Here is a 16,800-nt window from a genome sequence, read left to right as displayed (position 1 = left end):
TAATGTGACGGGAAGCCTGTATGAAATGGCATGCCTGGACCGCCCTGGAGTTACCGATGATTGCAAGTGATGTACTGATCCTGCTGGCGCTGGCGGTTTTCCTGCTGGCCTGGTGGGCGAGGGGGCTGCGCTGGCGCACGGCCCTGTTGTTCGCCAGCCTGCTGGTGGTGTTCGCGGCCGGCATCTGGGGCCTGGCGAACTACCGCTGGCAGGGTGGGGCGGGCGCCTTGGTGGCCCTGCTGCTGTTGCCCCTGGCTCTGTTCGCGCGCGGGGGCGGGGCGCGCAAGGGGGGTGGCGTGCCCTGGAAGTCCGGTATCGCGGTCGCCCTGCTGGCGGGCGTGGCGGCGGCGCCCCTGTACCTGTTCCCGGTCCGCGACCTGCCGCCGCCCGGCGGTCCCCACGCGGTGGGCACGCGGGCTTTCGAACTGGTGGATATCAGCCGCCGTGGCGTTTTCGCGGCGGGTGCCGCCGAGCCGCGCCGCCTGCTGGTGCGCGCCTGGTACCCGGCGGGGGACGTGACGGGCCTGCCGCGGCGCCCCTACCTGAGCGAGGCGGAGACGAAGTACACCATTACCGGTATCGGCGAGCTGTTCGGCCTGCCTTTTTTCGCCCAGTATTTCAGTCACGGCCGCAGCAACGCCTACGAGGCGGCGCCCCTGTTGGCGGGGGCGGCACAGTTACCGGTCGTGGTTTTCAGTCACGGTTACCACGCCTTTGCCGGCCAGAGCAGTGCTTTGATGGAGGCCCTGGCCAGCCGTGGCTACGCGGTCTACTCCCTGCAGCACACCCACGACTCGGCGGGCACGGTGTTTCCCGACGGCGGCGTGGTCGCGGCCGATCCCGCCGCCGCCGCGCGCAGCGCCAGCACCCTGGAGCCGAGCGCGGCCGACAGGGCGGTGTTGGCCGGCGCCACGCCGGCCGAGCGCCACGCGGGTATCGAGGCTTTTGCCCGGGAGGCCCGCGCGCAGGGGCACGCCCTGGTCACGCAAAGTGCCGAGGTGTGGCTACAGGACCGGATTTTCCTGCTGGACAGCCTGGAGCGCGGGGCGGTGCCCGGGGCCGTCGCCGAATTGGTGGCCGCCAGTGACTTTCGCCGGACCGGGCAGATGGGTATGTCCTACGGTGGTTCCACTACCGGCGCCTTTTGCCGGGTGGATGCGCGCTGCGCCGCCGGCGTCAACCTGGATGGGCGGGATTTCCATCTGCAGGGTTTGAAGCGTTCAGTGCCGGCGCCCTTTATGATGCTCTACTCCGATTTTGGCATCCTGGCCAACATGGTGGGCGAGGATGTCGGCGAGCCGAGCATGGGCTACAACGACTTTTCCTACGAGCGCCCCGAACTGGCGGGCCTGCGCGAGGACGTCTATCGCCTGATGGTGCGCGGTGCGACCCATGCGGCCTACACCGATATCCCCCTGTTCCTGCGCGGCTGGCTGCGCGACCTGGTGACCGGCCCTATTGACGGCGCGACGATGATCGCCCTGCAAAACGACCTGGTGAGCGGTTTTTTCGACACCCACCTGCGTGGCGCGGATGTCGGTTTTCCCGCGGCGCAGTTGCGCGCCTACCGGGAGCACCTGCGGGTTATCGATTCGGCGGCGCTTCGCGGCTGGTGGCTGGATACCCACCCGCGGGACGCGACCCGGCAGGTGACGCTGCAAACCGCGGGCGGCGATGTGACCCTGGCGCTCTATCCCCGGCGCTCACCGGAGGCGGTGGCGCGCTTGCTGTCGCAGGTGGCGGCCGGTGACCTGGATGGTCGCTTCCTGTCCCGGGTCGCGGTCGGCGAGGGTGTCCAGCTGGCCCTGGAAGGGGGCGCGGACGCGGTGCTCGACGCCGGGGAGTCCCGGGACCCGGAGTTTGAGAATGGCTGGGGTGTGGTCTTCTTGCTGCCGCCGACGGTGGAAGGCGGGCCGGCGCGCCTGTTTATCAACCTGGCCCGTGAGGACGGGGCGTCGCCGCCGGCGCGGGGTATCCCCCTTGGCCGCATCCTGGGCGGGGGCGTGGCGCTCGAGGCCCTGGCCCGGGAGGGGCGGCCGCTTCGGGTTCGGCGCGCGGTCCCGGCCGCCTAGGCTGTTTTTCTAGACCCTCAGGTCCTGGGTGTAGAACTGCTTGCTGGAAAAGATCGTGTTCAACACCCGGTCCTCGATCTGGGTGAGGGTGTCGTGCACCGCCATGCGGATGCGGGCCGGCTCGTAGCCGCGCAGCGTTTCCAGCACCATGCCCTGCTGTTCGCTGGTGTAGGGGGAGCGTTTGTTGGCCTTGATGTAGAGCCAGTAGATGCGCATCGCCGTATCCTCCAGCTGGCGCGCCCAGTCGAGCACCAGGGGATAGCCGGTTTTTTCGTAGACCAGCAGGTTCAGCTCCTTGTTCTTCTTCAGCACCTGCAGGGCGATGTCCTCGTCCTCGATCGGTTGCAGCTGCTTGATCTCCTCGTTGACCGCCTGGAGTTCGTCGTAATCCACGTAGGAGGCCGCCTGGGTCCAGACCGGCGGCATCAGAATCTTGCGCAGGGTGAAGTTCTGGCGGATCTCCAGGGCGGTCAGGGGGGCGACCAGGGTCACCCGGGGCGAAACCGACACCAGGAACTGCTTGGCGATCAGGCGCTCGATCAGGTTGCGCGAGGCGGTGCGGCGGATGCCGAACATGTCGCTCAGGATGTTCTCCGATACCTTTTGGCTGGGCGCGAGCCGCTGCGTGACAATCGCGTCCATGACCGCCTCGTAGGCGCTGTCCGTTTCGCCGTGCTTGATATCCTGTTTCGACATGTCGCTCCCTGGGTCGGAGGGTGAATGGCTCAGGGGCGATTGTACACTGTGGGGGCCGCGGCGTGAGGCGGACCTGGCGTGGCGCCTGGCCGTATAATTTAGAACAGCTAAAAATAATATATTAAATAAATATAACTGCCTAAAAATATTGCATTATCAAATACAGCTGCTTAGTCTTGGCGTTTGCTGAGGTTTTGCCGCCGTGTGGTGGCCGGCTGGGCCGTCGCCCATGGCCGGTTGCGCAAAGGGCATAGCGGCGCACGCCCGAAAGTAACGGGACGCCATGGAGGAGACTGGCTGTGACTGACAAATCACTGGACAAACCGGGCCGGCGACGCCTGCTGTCGGCGGCGGGCGGCGCGCTATTGGCCGCGCCCATGCTCAACTTCGGCGCCTTCCGGGTGTTCGCCGCCAGCGACATCCGCTACAGCCGGCGCGCGGTGGACCTGGTGGCCTCCACCCAGGTGATCGACATGCTGTCGGCGCCGTTTCCCTTCGGGCCCATGATCCTGTCCGCCATGGCGGACGAGCCCAAGCGCATGGACGGTTACGCGGTGAGCGCGGAGCAGTTGCAGGTGCTGCTGTCCTCGGGGATCGATGTGTTTCACACCGCGGTCGGGCTCGGCGCCGAGGACGCCCCCTATTTCGTCGGGCGCCTGAACGCCCTGGTGGCGGAGCACCCCGAGCACCTGCGCCGGATCGACTCGGTGGCCGACTTCGACGACCTCGTCAAGGGCGAGCGCCTGGGCATCATCATCGGTATCCAGAACGCCGATCACTTCCGCGAGCCGGCCGATGTCGATCGCTACTACCACCTGGGGCAGCGGATCAGCCAGCTCACCTACAACAGCCGCAACCTGATCGGCACCGGCGCCACCGACCGCAGCGATGGCGGGCTCAGTGACTTCGGGGTCGGCATCGTCGAACGCATGAATGCCGTCGGCATGGCGGTGGACGTTTCCCACTGCGGGGATCGCACCACCCTCGACGCCTTCGCCGTATCGAAGCGGCCGGTGCTGATCACCCACTCCAACGCCCGCGCCCTGGTGGACGGTCACGTGCGCTGCAAGTCCGACGAGGCGATCCGCGCGGTGGGGCGCGCCGGCAGCGTGATGGGCATCACCGGCGTGCGCAATTTCGTGCGCGCCCAGGAGCCGACCACCGTGGAACACGTGGTGGACCACATCGACTACGTGGCGCGGATGATCGGCATCGAGCACGTGGGCATCGGCTCCGATCTCGACATGGACGGTTACGACGACCTGCCCAAACCCGCCTACGACCAGCTCAAATCCGGCTACTCCGGCCGCTATGCCTTCCGCGACAAAATCGACGTGGACGGCTTCGACCACCCCAAGCGCACCTACGACCTGGTGGAGGCCATGATCCGCCGCGGCTACAGCGACAGCGATATCCGCCGCGTATTGAGCGACAACTTCCGCCGGGTGCTGGGGGAAGTCTGGCAACCGGCCTGAGCCGGTAAGCGGCGACAATAGACAACAGGAGACAACAATAATGGTAGCGAAACTGAACAGGGGATGGTGCCGGCGCATGGCAAGCGCCCTGGTCCTGCTGCTGGGAGCCGGGGCTGGGGTTGTTGGCGCCGCCCCTGGCGTCCCCGATGTCAGTGACGGCGCGGTGGTGGAAGCCTTCGTCGACGGCGCGGTCAAGGCCCAGATGCGGGCTCACCACAGCCCCTCGGGCGTGGTGGCGGTGATGAAGGATGGCGAACTGGTGTTCGCCAAGGGCTACGGCTACATCGACGTCGAGCGACGCATTTCGGTGGACCCGGCGACCAGCCTGTTCCGCCCCGGCTCCATTTCCAAGCTCTTTACCTGGGTTTCCGTCATGCAGCTGGTCGAGCAGGGCCGGCTGGACCTGGACGTCGATGTCAACCGGTACCTCGAGACCTTTCAGGTGGCCGATACCTGGCCCGGCCAGCCGGTTACCCTGCGGCATATCCTGACCCACACCGCGGGCTTCGAGGACGGCGCGCTGGGCTTCCTCATCGTCCACGACCAGGCGCGCATCTTGCCCCTGAACGAGTCCCTGGCCAAGTACCAGCCCGAGCGGGTCTACGCGCCGGGGGAACAGGTCGCCTATTCCAACTGGGCCACGGCCCTGGCCGGTTTAATCGTCGCCAACGTCTCCGGCGAGAACTTCAACGACTATGTACAGCGGCACATCTTCGATGTCCTGGGCATGACTCACTCGTCCTTTGTCGAGCCCCTGCCGCCGGCCCTGGACGCGCACATGGCCAAGTCCTACACCCACCGCCAGGGCCGCTATGAGGAACTGCCCTACGAACTGGTGTCCAACGTGGGGCCCGCCGGCGCCGCCGCGGTGAGCGCCGGGGACATGTCGCTGTTCGCCCGTGCCTTGCTGAACGGTGGCGCCTATCGGGGACAGCGTATCCTGGCACCCGAAACCCTGCGCCAGATGCTCGATGAGGGCTTCAGCCACGACCCGCGGGTGAGAGGTGTGGGACTGGGCTTCATCAAATACGCCTACGGCCCGGATGGCCTCGATGTCTTCGGCCACGGCGGCGCCACCGGGGTCTTCAAATCCCACTTTGGCCTGTCCCGGGCAGAGAACTTCATGCTGTTTCTCTCCTTTAGCGGACCCGGTGCCGGCGCCGTCCGCGACAACCTGCTGAAGGCTTTCTACGACGAGTTTTTCCCGCGTCCGTCACCGGCCATCGAACCCCCCGCCGACTTTGCCGAACGCTCGGGGCAGTATGTCGGGAACTATGTCACCAGCCGCAGCGCCCACAGCACCTTCGAGGCGCTGCTGCGGCTCGTCAGTGGCACCAGCGTCGAGGCGCTGCCGGGCAATACCCTGATGATCGCCGGCACGCCCTACGTGGAGGTCGGGGACAAACTGTTCCGCGAGGTCGACGGCGTCGAGCGGGTCGCCTTCCAGGCCGGTGAAGACGGAGACATCAGCGGCTATGTGCTCGACGGCACCCAAGTGATGCGCTTCTACCGCGCCCCATTCTGGGAAACCCGCGGCTTCACCACCGGCCTGCTGGCCGCGGCGGGCCTCGCCGCCGCGCTGGTGCTGCTGCGCCTGGCCTACCAGTGGCGACGCTACCGGACCCTGCCGGCACCGGCGCGACGGGCGGAGACCGCCTCCATCGCGCTGGCCGTGCCGACCTTGCTGTTCCTGGTATTCAGCGCCCTGGGCCTGTCGGCCGAGCTGCACGAGCTGCTCAACGCCATTCCCCTGACGCTGAAACTGGCCATGGTCTGCGCCATCCTCGCCGGCTTGGCGGCGCTCTACCACGCCTGGCAGAGCCTGGCGGTGTGGCGCGACGGGCTGTTCGAGGGCACCTGGCCCCGGCTGCGGCACAGCCTGCTATCGGTGGTCGGTTTGGCGATGCTGTGGTTCTACAGTTATTGGAATCTGTTGGGTTTTTACTACTACGACTAGAATGGGGGTGGCCCGGCAGGTCCGCTGGCTGGGTCAATTCAAAGAGGGCCAGCTGTGCCCTGACCATTGTTGGAAAGTGAAACTCGCACCAACGGTGTACTTACAGATGGTGAGCCAGGCCTTTCTCGCCTTTTTGTAGAACCCTCATTGCGTGTCGGCAAAGGAATGAGTCGCCGGGGCCGGGGGTGACCCCAGGGGGACGTGAGAGGCATGGATGCCGGGGGCGGCCTTCCGCAACACGAGCGTACATGGATGTATTCAGAGCCTGCCCCGCTTTATCGGGTACAGCGTGTCCCGGCGGGGTCACCCCCGGTTCCGGCGACGGTGCCTATCGAATCTACCCATCCATGATTGGAACAAAACAGTCAAAACGTAGATAGGGCAGCCAAATTTGGTGCCGCCGCTAGTCTAGCCAATACCCTGGCGGTAAACTTCCCCCCATGACTGAATTCGTACACCTCCGCGTCCACACCGAATACTCCCTCGTCGACGGCATCGTCCGCGTCAAGCCACTGATCAAGCGCAGCGCCGAGCTCGGCATGCCCGCCGTGGCGGTCACCGACGTGGCCAATTTCTATGCGCTTGTAAAGGTTTACAAGGCCGCCTTCGGCGCCGGCGTCAAACCCATCTTCGGCGCCGACCTGCACATCCGCGACGGCGAAGAGGGCGAGCGCAGCTTCGCCATCTGCCTGCTGGCCATGAACGACCAGGGTTACCGCAACCTCACCGAGCTCATCTCCCGCGCCTACCTCGACGGCCAGTACCTCGGGCAGCCCTACGTCAAGCGCGAATGGCTCGCCGAACAGTCCGACGGGCTCATCGCCCTGTCCTGCGGCGCCGCTGGCGACGTCGGCCAGGCCATCCTCGGCGGCAAACCCCAGCTCGCCGAAGAGCGCGCACGATTCTGGCTCGAAACCTACCCCGGGCGCTTCTACTTCGAATTGCACCGCACCGGCCGCGAGGGCGACGAAACCGCCCTGCACGGCGCCGTCGCCCTCGCCGAACAGCTGCAATGCCCCGTCGTGGCCACCAACGACGTGCGCTTCCTCGACAGCGACGAGTTCGAGGCCCACGAGGCGCGGGTCTGCATTCGCGAAAGCCGCACCCTCGACGATCCCCGGCGACCGCGCAACTACACCGAACAGCAGTACCTGCGCACGCCCGCGGAGATGGCCGAGCTGTTCGCCGACATCCCCGAGGCCCTGGCCAACTCCGTCGCCATCGCCCGGCGCTGCAACGTCACCCTCGAGCTGGGCAAGCCCTACCTGCCGGACTACCCCATTCCGGAAGGGCTGACCATGGACGAGTACTTCCGCCAGCTCTCCCACGAGGGCCTGGACGCGCGGCTGAAAGTCCTCTTCGACACCGCGGCGGAAGACTTTCCCGCCACCCGGGACCGCTACCGCCAGCGCCTGGACTTCGAACTCGACACCATCGTCCAGATGGGTTTCCCCGGCTACTTCCTCATCGTGATGGACTTCATCCGCTGGGCCAAGCAGCACGACATACCCGTCGGCCCCGGGCGGGGCTCCGGCGCCGGTTCGCTGGTGGCCTACGCGCTGGAGATCACCGACCTCGACCCCCTGCAGTATGATTTGCTGTTCGAGCGCTTCCTCAACCCCGAGCGGGTATCCATGCCCGACTTCGACGTCGACTTCTGCATGGAGAAGCGCGACCGGGTGATCGAGTACGTGGCCGACGCCTACGGCCGCGACGCCGTGTCCCAGATCATCACCTTCGGCACCATGGCCGCCAAGGCGGTGGTGCGCGACGTGGCGCGGGTGCAGGGCAAGTCCTACGGCCTCGCCGACAAACTGTCGAAAATGATCCCCTTCGAAGTGGGCATGACGCTGTCCAAGGCCATTGAACAGGAGGAGGTGCTGCGCGACTTCCTGCGCGACGACGGCCAGGCCCAGGAGATCTGGGACATGGCGGTCCAGCTGGAAGGCATTACCCGTAACGTCGGCAAGCACGCCGGGGGCGTGGTGATCGCGCCCTCCAAGCTGACCGACTTCTCGCCCCTGTACTGCGACGAAACCGGCGGCGGCCTGGTGACCCAGTACGACAAGGGCGACGTGGAGGACGCCGGCCTGGTGAAGTTCGACTTCCTCGGCCTGCGCACCCTGACCATCATTCACTGGGCGGTGAAGATGATCGACGAGCTGCGCGCCACCGCCGGCGAGGCGCCGCTCGACATCATGCAGATTCCCCTGGACGACGCGCCGAGCTTCGATCTGCTCAAGTCGGCGGAAACCACCGCGGTGTTCCAGCTCGAATCCCGGGGCATGAAGGAGCTGATCAGCAAGCTCAGGCCCGACTGTTTCGAGGACATCATCGCCCTGGTGGCCCTGTTCCGCCCGGGCCCGCTGCAGTCGGGCATGGTGGACAACTTCATCAACCGCAAGCACGGCCGCGAGGCCATCTCCTACCCCGACCCGCAGTACCAGCACGAGTGGCTGCAGCCCATCCTCGAGCCCACCTACGGCATCATCCTCTACCAGGAGCAGGTGATGCAGATCGCCCAGGAACTGGCGGGCTACACCCTGGGCGGCGCCGACCTGCTGCGCCGCGCCATGGGCAAGAAAAAGCCCGAGGAGATGGCCAAGCAGCGCGAGATTTTCGCCGAGGGGGCCGCCGGCAAAGGCGTCGACTCCGACCTGGCGATGAAGATCTTCGACCTGGTGGAGAAGTTCGCCGGTTACGGCTTCAACAAGTCGCACTCCGCGGCCTACGCCCTGGTCTCCTACCAGACCGCCTGGCTCAAGGCCCATTACCCGGCGCCCTTCATGGCGGCGGTGATGAGCTCGGAACTCGACAACACCGACAAGATCGTGGTGTTCGTCGAGGAGTGCCGGCGCATGAAACTGTCGCTGAAATTGCCGGACGTGAACGAAGGGCAGTACATGTTCACGGTCAATCCGGCGCAGGACATCATCTACGGCCTGGGCGCGATCAAGGGACTCGGGGAGGGGCCCATCGAGAACATCCTGCGGGCGCGCGAGGAGGGCGGTCCCTTCACCGACCTGTTCGACCTCTGCGCCCGCACCGATCCGCGCAAGGTCAATCGCCGCGCCATCGAGGCCCTGGTCCGCGCCGGTGCCCTCGACTCCATGGGCGTGGAGCGCTGGGTGGTGATGGCCAGTATCGAGGACGCGATGAAAGCCGCCGAGCAGAGCGCCAGCAACCGCGACAGCGGCATCGAGGATCTGTTCGGGGAAGTAGTGGCCGGCCCGCTGGATAACGCCGGCGATGTCTACGCCGCATTCCGCGGGGCGCGGCCCTGGACCGGCAAGGAGCGCCTCGGGGGCGAGAAGGAAACCCTGGGGCTCTACGTTACCGGCCACCCCATCGACGACTACGAGGCCGAGGTGCGCAAATTTGCCCCCACGCGCATTGTCGACCTGCGCGCCGACAAGCAGGGCAACCAGGTGCTGGCGGGACTGATCGTGGCCACCCGGGTGATGAAAACCAAGCGCGGCGACACCATGGCCGTGCTGCAGCTGGACGACCGCTCGGCGCGCATCGAGGTAACGGTCTACGCCGATACCTTCAGTGAACACCGGGACCTGCTGGTCAAGGACAATATTGTAATCGTCGAGGGCTCGGTCGCCCACGATGATTACTCCGGTGGCCTGGCCATGCGCGTCCGTTCGGTGCGCAGCCTGTTGCAGGCCCGGGAGAATTACGCCTCGGAACTCACCATCGAGGTCAACCGGGACATGGTGGACGAGCGCCTTACCGACTGGCTGGCGCAGACCCTGGCCGGCGCCGTGGGCGGTGCCTGCCCGGTGGCGCTGTTGTACCGTCAGAGCCACAACCGGGCGCGGGTGCGCCTGGGGGCGCGCTGGCAGGTGACCCCATCGGACGAGTTGATCCAGGAGCTGAGGGATCGCATGGGCAACGATCAAGTGTCGCTACAGTATGGCTAGGCCGGCCCCGGCACTGCCCGTGGGAGCGAGCCAATGAGGCCGGGTGGCCTGACGGCCTGTGCGCTGTTACTGCTGCTGGCGGGTTGCGTCGCCGAGCCGCCCCCGTGTACCTACACCGGTAAACCGGACCGCGCCCCCAGCGCGGGCTGCCTCACGGTGGTTCATGGCCAGATGCTGGTGATCGAGGGCTGGAACGGGCGGGTCAGCCCGCCGGGCGGTCACACCGAGCCGGGCGAGTCCGCCCAGTGCGCCGCCCAGCGGGAGGCCTGGGAGGAGGCCGGCCTGGACCTGCGTGTCGGCCGCCTGGTGCATACCTTTGATACCGGCTTCAATCTCTACGAGTGCGCCATTCACCCCGACACGGGGACCATCGACCCACACGCCATTACCGAAGTCCGCCGCGCCTACTGGCTGCCGCTGGCGGACTTCGGCCGCGTGCGCTGGCGCTTCCCCGAGCAGGGGCGGGAATTGATGGATATCATCAGCCAGCAAAGCAGTAAAGACTAGTCGATTCGGTTTCTGGATCAGAAAGAAAATTCCAGCGGCGGTGTCGGGTCTTTCCGGCGGAGTCTGCTCGTTCAGGTGTGCCAGGGGCAGAAGAATATCCGGAATCGGGGTTTCCACGGGCCTGCTTCCCCGGTGGAGCGAAACGGATTGCGGGGAATGCGAGCCGCGACAATGGAGAAAACGATTGCATCGCAATGGTACATAATTGTATCGTGTGGTTCGGTGTGTGCCGTTTTTATGGCGGTTCCGCCCGGCAACCCGCGCGTATAACAAGGAGTGGACCAGGTAATGAAGCGAGTGCGGTCGGCATTGATGTCCGAGGTATGGATCGAAGGTTATTCTTTTCCGGAGTCCCCGCGCTGGTATCGCGGGGAATTCTGGTTTGTCGATATGTACCTCGGCGATATCTGGAAAGTGGATTCCGGGGGTCACGCGAGTTGCGTGATCAGTTGGAGCAGCGCGGTCGGCGGACTTGGGTGGTTGCCCGACGGCGATCTGCTCTTTGTCGACAAGTATCGGCGAGCAGTAATGCGTTGTAGTCATACTAGCGGTGAAACCTCGATACACGCCGATCTCTCTCCCCTTGCGGCCAGTCACCTGAACGACATGCTCACATTGCCCGACGGCCGGTCCTACATTGGCGAATACGGTTTTGATATTGCCGCCGGCGAGAATTTTGCAAAAGGAAGCGTGTTCCTGGTGGAGCCGGATGGTGGGGTGTCGGTGGCTACAAGTGGCCTGGCTTTCCCGAATGGGATTGCTATCACCGGTGATGGGGAGCGCGCCGTGGTGGCGGAGTCCGCGGCGGGCCGCCTGGTCCAGTTTCGGGTGGACGCGGCTGCGGGAGCGCTGGTAGATCGATCGGTGTTGATGCGTCTGGACAAGGGGGCCCCGGACGGGATATGCATGGATGCCGAAGGCGCGGTCTGGGTGGCGGCATTGGGTGACGGCGGATTGCTGAGAATTGGTTCGGACGGCCAGGTTCTGGCCAGCGCCGAAACCAGGGGCGTGCCTATTGCCTGCGCCCTTGGCGGAGAGGACGGCCGCAGTCTGTATGTGACAACGGCCGAAATGTCGCCCGACAGGCACAGGCCGGGAGATTACGCGGGAACCCGTACCGGAGCCATTGAAGTCGTCGAGGTTGCGGTACCCGCCGCCTTGCTTGCCAGGCATGCCGGATCAATGCCCGGGGGCAGGGGGGCGTGAACCGCTATGAGCACCTGTCCAGAGCCCATTCGGCGAAGCTGGATTTGTTCCGCGCCAGGCGTTGCAGCAATGGCGCGGGTTGCCAGTTCGCCGGATCGAGGGTTTGCCGGAACTCGCAAATTCTGGCGTAGACTTTGTCGAGACCGATTTGATCGGCGTAGTACATGGGCCCGCCCTGGTGAACAGGAAAACCATAGCCCGTGCTATAAACAATATCGATGTCGCCGGGCCTCTGCGCCATTCCCTCGTCCAGAATCCGAGCCCCCTCGTTGATGAGCGCGTACATCATACGATCGAATATCTCGTTATCGCCCAGCTCCCTGCGTGGAATCCCGAGTCGTTTCGATTCCGCTATGACTATCTGCATGACCTCCGGATCAGCGTGCCGCTTGCCGGAGTCGTCGTAGCGGTAATAGCCCTTGCCCGATTTCTGGCCGAGTCTGCCGCTGTGGTACATCGCGTCGGCAATGGCGTAGGTCGGGTCGGGAGATTCCCCGGCTTCCAGGCGACCTTGCCGTGCCAGGTAACCGATATCGATTCCCGCCAGGTCGTTCATTGACAGGGGCCCCATGTTGGCGCCCCAGGCGAGCATAACGGAATCCACCTGTTCCGGGCTGGCGCCCTCTTGCAAGCATAGCTGGCTCTCCCTGAGGTAGGGGGTGAGCATGCGGTTGCCAATGAAACCCTCGCAGGCCCCGGCCAGCACGGGAAGCTTTGCAATCCTTTTGGCCAATGACATGCAGGTCAGTACGATGTCGTCGGCGGTCTTGTCCGTGCGAACAACTTCGAGCAGCTTCATGACGTTGGCGGGGCTGAAGAAGTGTAGGCCGATGACTGACTGCGGTCTTGAAGTGGCGTCGGCGATGGCGTGTATATCCTGATAGGATGTGTTGGTCGCCAGGATCGCGGTTTCTTTGCAATGCGTGTCGAGTTTGCGGAAGATCTCCCGCTTGAGTTCGAGGTTTTCAAATACCGCCTCGATGACAAGATCGACATCGGCGATTTTCTCGAATCCGGTCGTCGGGTGAATATGACTCATGCACCGGTCCATCTCGTCCTGAGACAGTCTGCCACTGCGAACACTGCGAGAATAGTTGTGGCGAATCCTGTCCAGGCCGTTTTTAAGCGCCGCTTCGGAAACGTCCACAATCGTGACGGGGATGCCGCTGGAGGCGAAGTTCATCGCTATGCCTCCCCCCATTGTTCCCGCGCCTATGACGGCGGCGGTGTTGACGGCGCGAGTTGGTGTCTGGTCCGGGATGCCGGTGAGTTTGGAAGCCTTTCTTTCGGCAAAAAACAGATGGCGCATGGCTCCCGACTGTGGCGAAGCCATGCATTCCTCGAAGCGGGACCGTTCAAAGTCGAGGCCGTCTTCGAAGGAGTTGTCCATTGCCGCTTCCACGCAGTCGACAATTTTCCGGGGGGCAATCTGGCCGCGACGCTTCTTGGCGACCAGCTTTCTATGGAAGTCAAGAGCTTCAACCGCGGCGTCGGTACGCGGCACCTGGATCGAGCTGTTCCTCGGCGGGGTGTCCTGGCTTCGCGCGACGGTCCTGGCAAAGAGCAGGGCTTGTTCTTCGAGATTATCCGTGGCTATCTCGTCGATAAGATGCAGCTTTAGCGCTTGGGGCGCCGCTATGGTGTTGCCCGTCGTTATCAGCTGTAGGGCGGCTTCCACCCCGGCCAGTCGCGTTACACGCTGAGTGCCGCCCGCTCCGGGCAGAAGCCCCAGTTTGACCTCGGGTAAACCCAGCTTGGTGTTGATTTCCGCGATGCGGTAGTGGCATGCCAGCGCGAGTTCCAGTCCCCCGCCAAGGGCCGTGCCGTGGATGGCCGCGATAACCGGCTTTTCCGATTGTTCAATAAACATCTGCAGGGCGCTGAGTGAAGGATTCAGCGGCACCTTGCCGAATTCGTTTATGTCGGCGCCTGCACAAAAAGTTTTTCCGTCGCAGAGTATCAGGATGGCTTGTGACTCGTCCCCCTGAGCTGCCTCCACGGCGTTGTGGAGACCCGATCTCAGATCGTGTGACAAGGCGTTGACGGGTGGATTGTTCAGGGTGATAACACCAATATTATCCACTAACTTATAACTGACTACGGACATGTGGCCTCACTGATTCACTGGCTTTAGGTTGGAAGGAACGAATGAACCATGCGCGAAGTTCGGTTACCGAACTTCGCGCATGGCTCACTAGACTCGTTCGATGATTAGGGCAATGCCCTGGCCAATACCGATGCACATGCTTGCCAGTGCGTAGCGGCCACCGGTGCGTTCGAGCTGGCGTAGGGCCGTTAGGGCTATGCGTGCGCCGCTCGCTCCAAGTGGGTGGCCGACGGCGATAGCGCCCCCATTGGGGTTGACACGATGATCGGCGGGATCGATTTCGAGCTTTTTCATACAGCCCAGTGCCTGGGCGGCAAACGCTTCGTTGATCTCAATGACGTCCATGTCGTCAAGCGTCAAGCCCGCGCGCTTCAGGGCTTTCTCCGCTGCCGGGACTGGCCCCAGTCCCATCAGGCGTGGTTCGACACCGGCGACAGCGCTGGCGAGAATTCGCCCCCTGGCTGTCAGCGAGTACTGCCGGAGCGCGTCGCCCGAACACAGCAGCAGCGCCGCCGCGCCATCGTTGATTCCCGAGGCGTTCGCGGCGGTCACCACGCCACCCTCATTCAGGGCGCCCATCTGGGCGATGCGCTCGAAATCGGTTGCGGGGCGGGGGTGCTCGTCTTCCACCACCTGTGCAGCAGGCTTGCGGCCACCAGCGGGTAGCTCTACCGGAACGATTTCGTCCGTGAAAAAGCCGGAAGACCTGGCGGTCTCATACTTGTGCTGTGACGCTACCGCGAACCTGTCGCATTCGGCGCGAGAAATACGCAGGCTGGCCGCGACGTTGTCGGCTGTCTGGGGCATGCTGTCGTCGCCGAATTGAGCCAGGAATGCCGGATTGCTGAAGCGCGCTCCCATCGTCGAGTCGGCAATTGTCTGTAATCTTGAAAAGGCTTTGTCGGCCTTGGACAGCACCAGGGGCGCCCGGCTCATCACTTCAACGCCGCCAGCCAGGTAAAGCTGGCCGTCTCCAACCTGTATGCAGCGCGCGGCGTCCGCGATAGCGGAAAGGCCCGAGCCGCATAGTCGATTGAGTGTGATGCCGGCGGTACTGATGGGGAGGTCGGCGAGTAGCGCCGCGAAGCGGGCCACGTTTCGACAGTCTTCGCCAGCCTGGTTGGTGCATCCTATGACGACATCCTCGATTGTCGCCGGATCCACGTTGTTCCTGTTGACCAGTGATCGTATCACCGATGCCAGGAGGTCGTCCGGTCTAACTCCGGACAGCGCGCCACCGTGGCGTCCAAACGCGGATCTTGCGCCGTCGATAATGAATGCCTGCTCTAGTTCAATTGTCATTTGAGATGTGCTGATAGTGAGATAAACTTAGTTTAATATAGTACATATAAGTACTATATGAATCTATATAGGCTCGCCGCGGGATGGCGTGAAGAAATTGATCAAGAGGGAGTTTGCATGACTCAAGACAGCGGGCGTCGCTACCGCGACGTGATGGGAAACTTTTGCTCGGGCGTTGTGGTGGTCACGGCCCTAAAGGACAACAACCCCATCGGTCTGACGGCGCAGTCATTTGTCGCGCTATCGATTGACCCGGAATTGATAGCGCTCTGTCCGGCCATGTCCTCCAATACGTGGCCGGGAATACGGAAGGCCGGACGCTTCTGTATCAACGTGCTTGCCGAAGATCAGCAGCATGTTTCCAGTGCTTTCGCCAGGTCGGGCACGGATAAGTTTGCCGATGTACAGTGGAGCGCGGGGAGTGGTGGCTCGCCCGTGATACAGGGGAGTATCTGCCATATCGATTGCGAACTGGAGCGGGAAGTTGAGGCCGGTGATCACCTGGTCGCCATCGGCAAGGTTGTGGATATGCAGCTGCACCGCGCGAACGTTGGCCCCCTGCTATTCTTCAGGGGCCAGTACGGTTCCCTGGCTTGATGGCACTGACGGTGCCCCTGCGCGCTGCATGGAGCCCGCCGGATTTACCCAGGCTCCCGCCCCGCGTCTTTACGCTGGGCGAGTGCTGTCGGCAGGGGGCGCGCGATCTGCCCCTGGCGGTGATGATGGGTAGATTGGGTATTTTTCCCGCTTTATCTACCCGGCCGGATTCTATATGCCGCGTGCGGTCATTCCGCCGTCCACCGGGATGACCGCGCCGGTGATATAGCTGGATTCCTCGACACTAAGAAACGTCACCAGATTCGCGACCTCCTCTGGCTCCCCGCCCCGTAGCAAAGCGGTAGCCCGTTCCACGTATTCGCGCGCGCTTTCCTCGGGAACAGCCGCCGTCATGCCCGTATGGATTGGGCCGGGGCAGACCGCGTTTACGGTGATGTTCTCGGGTCCGAGTTCAACGGCAAGTGCGCGGGTAAAGCCGATTACGCCTGATTTCGCCGCGGCGTAGGCGCTTGCACCGGCGGTTCCGACCAGGCCTTCGATGGAGGCGATATTAATCACCCTGGCGGCGCTGGATTGGCGGAGGTGGGGGAGTGCCGCGGCAACGATATTGCGCGGCGCGGTGAGCATCACATCGAGCGAGCGAGCCCATTTACCGGGTGCCTTTTCGTCATCGAAGGCTGATTTTGGGTTGATGCCCGCGTTATTGACGATGATATCCAGGCTTCCGAATTCCCGGGCACCTCGATCCACGGCTTCTTGCACGGCGGCGGTGTCGACCACGTCCAGCTGTAGAGAAATCCCGCGACCGCCCGCTGCCACGATGTCCTCGGCTACTTTCCGGGAGTGTTCATCGCTGATATCGGTGACAATTACGCTGCACCCGGAACGGGCGAGGGCGTGTGCGACAGCGCGGCCAATACCGCTGCCCGCGCCGGTGACCAGTGCGGATTTTCCAGATAGCGCCTCTTGCGTAAAACATGTCATCAGTTGT

General features: G+C 63.9%; 11 protein-coding genes. 7 read left to right on the top strand and 4 right to left on the bottom strand.

Annotated elements, in window-relative coordinates:
- Positions 1 to 20: 20 nt before the first annotated feature.
- Positions 21 to 2,072 (top strand): hypothetical protein, encoded by a 2,052-nt coding sequence (locus JYP50_RS13005; protein WP_206560964.1) that lies wholly within the window; start codon positions 21 to 23, stop codon positions 2,070 to 2,072.
- Between the two features lie 9 nt (positions 2,073 to 2,081).
- On the opposite strand, the gene JYP50_RS13000 is transcribed toward JYP50_RS13005, so the two are convergent.
- Entirely contained in the window at positions 2,082 to 2,768 is a 687-nt protein-coding gene (locus JYP50_RS13000; protein ID WP_206560963.1) for a GntR family transcriptional regulator, read from the bottom strand.
- Between the two features lie 299 nt (positions 2,769 to 3,067).
- Between JYP50_RS13000 and JYP50_RS12995 the strand changes: the two genes are divergently transcribed.
- The 5 genes from JYP50_RS12995 (at position 3,068) to JYP50_RS12975 (ending at position 11,842) form a co-directional block, all read left to right on the top strand.
- The gene (locus JYP50_RS12995; RefSeq protein WP_206560962.1) at positions 3,068 to 4,243 is read left to right on the top strand and encodes a membrane dipeptidase; all 1,176 of its coding nucleotides are present in this window, start codon (positions 3,068 to 3,070) and stop codon (positions 4,241 to 4,243) included.
- A 76-nt stretch (positions 4,244 to 4,319) separates the two neighbouring features.
- Complete coding sequence (locus tag JYP50_RS12990) at positions 4,320 to 6,200, top strand: serine hydrolase domain-containing protein (protein WP_241263104.1); 1,881 nt, start codon at positions 4,320 to 4,322, stop codon at positions 6,198 to 6,200.
- A gap of 440 nt (positions 6,201 to 6,640) precedes the next feature.
- A complete protein-coding gene (gene dnaE / locus JYP50_RS12985; RefSeq protein ID WP_206560960.1) occupies positions 6,641 to 10,129 on the top strand; it encodes a DNA polymerase III subunit alpha in 3,489 nt (1,162 codons plus the stop codon).
- 33 nt (positions 10,130 to 10,162) lie between these two features.
- Positions 10,163 to 10,636, top strand: a complete 474-nt coding sequence (locus JYP50_RS12980) for an NUDIX hydrolase (RefSeq protein WP_206560959.1) — start codon at positions 10,163 to 10,165, stop codon at positions 10,634 to 10,636.
- Between the two features lie 288 nt (positions 10,637 to 10,924).
- Complete coding sequence (locus JYP50_RS12975; RefSeq protein ID WP_206560958.1) at positions 10,925 to 11,842, top strand: SMP-30/gluconolactonase/LRE family protein; 918 nt, start codon at positions 10,925 to 10,927, stop codon at positions 11,840 to 11,842.
- A gap of 4 nt (positions 11,843 to 11,846) precedes the next feature.
- Here the strand turns inward: JYP50_RS12975 and JYP50_RS12970 are convergent, their stop codons facing one another.
- Together JYP50_RS12970 and JYP50_RS12965 are read right to left on the bottom strand one after the other, a co-directional pair.
- Positions 11,847 to 13,949, bottom strand: a complete 2,103-nt coding sequence (locus tag JYP50_RS12970; RefSeq protein ID WP_206560957.1) for a 3-hydroxyacyl-CoA dehydrogenase NAD-binding domain-containing protein — start codon at positions 13,947 to 13,949, stop codon at positions 11,847 to 11,849.
- Positions 13,950 to 14,036: 87 nt separating this feature from the next.
- Positions 14,037 to 15,251 (bottom strand): acetyl-CoA C-acyltransferase, encoded by a 1,215-nt coding sequence (locus tag JYP50_RS12965; RefSeq protein WP_206560956.1) that lies wholly within the window; start codon positions 15,249 to 15,251, stop codon positions 14,037 to 14,039.
- 117 nt (positions 15,252 to 15,368) lie between these two features.
- On the opposite strand from JYP50_RS12965, the gene JYP50_RS12960 reads away from it, so the two are divergent.
- Complete coding sequence (locus JYP50_RS12960; RefSeq protein ID WP_206560955.1) at positions 15,369 to 15,848, top strand: flavin reductase family protein; 480 nt, start codon at positions 15,369 to 15,371, stop codon at positions 15,846 to 15,848.
- Between the two features lie 171 nt (positions 15,849 to 16,019).
- Here the strand turns inward: JYP50_RS12960 and JYP50_RS12955 are convergent, their stop codons facing one another.
- Positions 16,020 to 16,793, bottom strand: a complete 774-nt coding sequence (locus JYP50_RS12955; RefSeq protein ID WP_206560954.1) for an SDR family NAD(P)-dependent oxidoreductase — start codon at positions 16,791 to 16,793, stop codon at positions 16,020 to 16,022.
- Positions 16,794 to 16,800: the final 7 nt, after the last annotated feature.

The sequence above is a fragment of the Parahaliea mediterranea genome (genome assembly GCF_017255185.1).
In the GTDB taxonomy this organism is placed as follows: domain Bacteria; phylum Pseudomonadota; class Gammaproteobacteria; order Pseudomonadales; family Halieaceae; genus JAFKCZ01.
The sequence above is the reverse complement of the archived record's forward strand: the minus strand, read 5'-3'. Positions and strand labels throughout refer to the sequence as shown.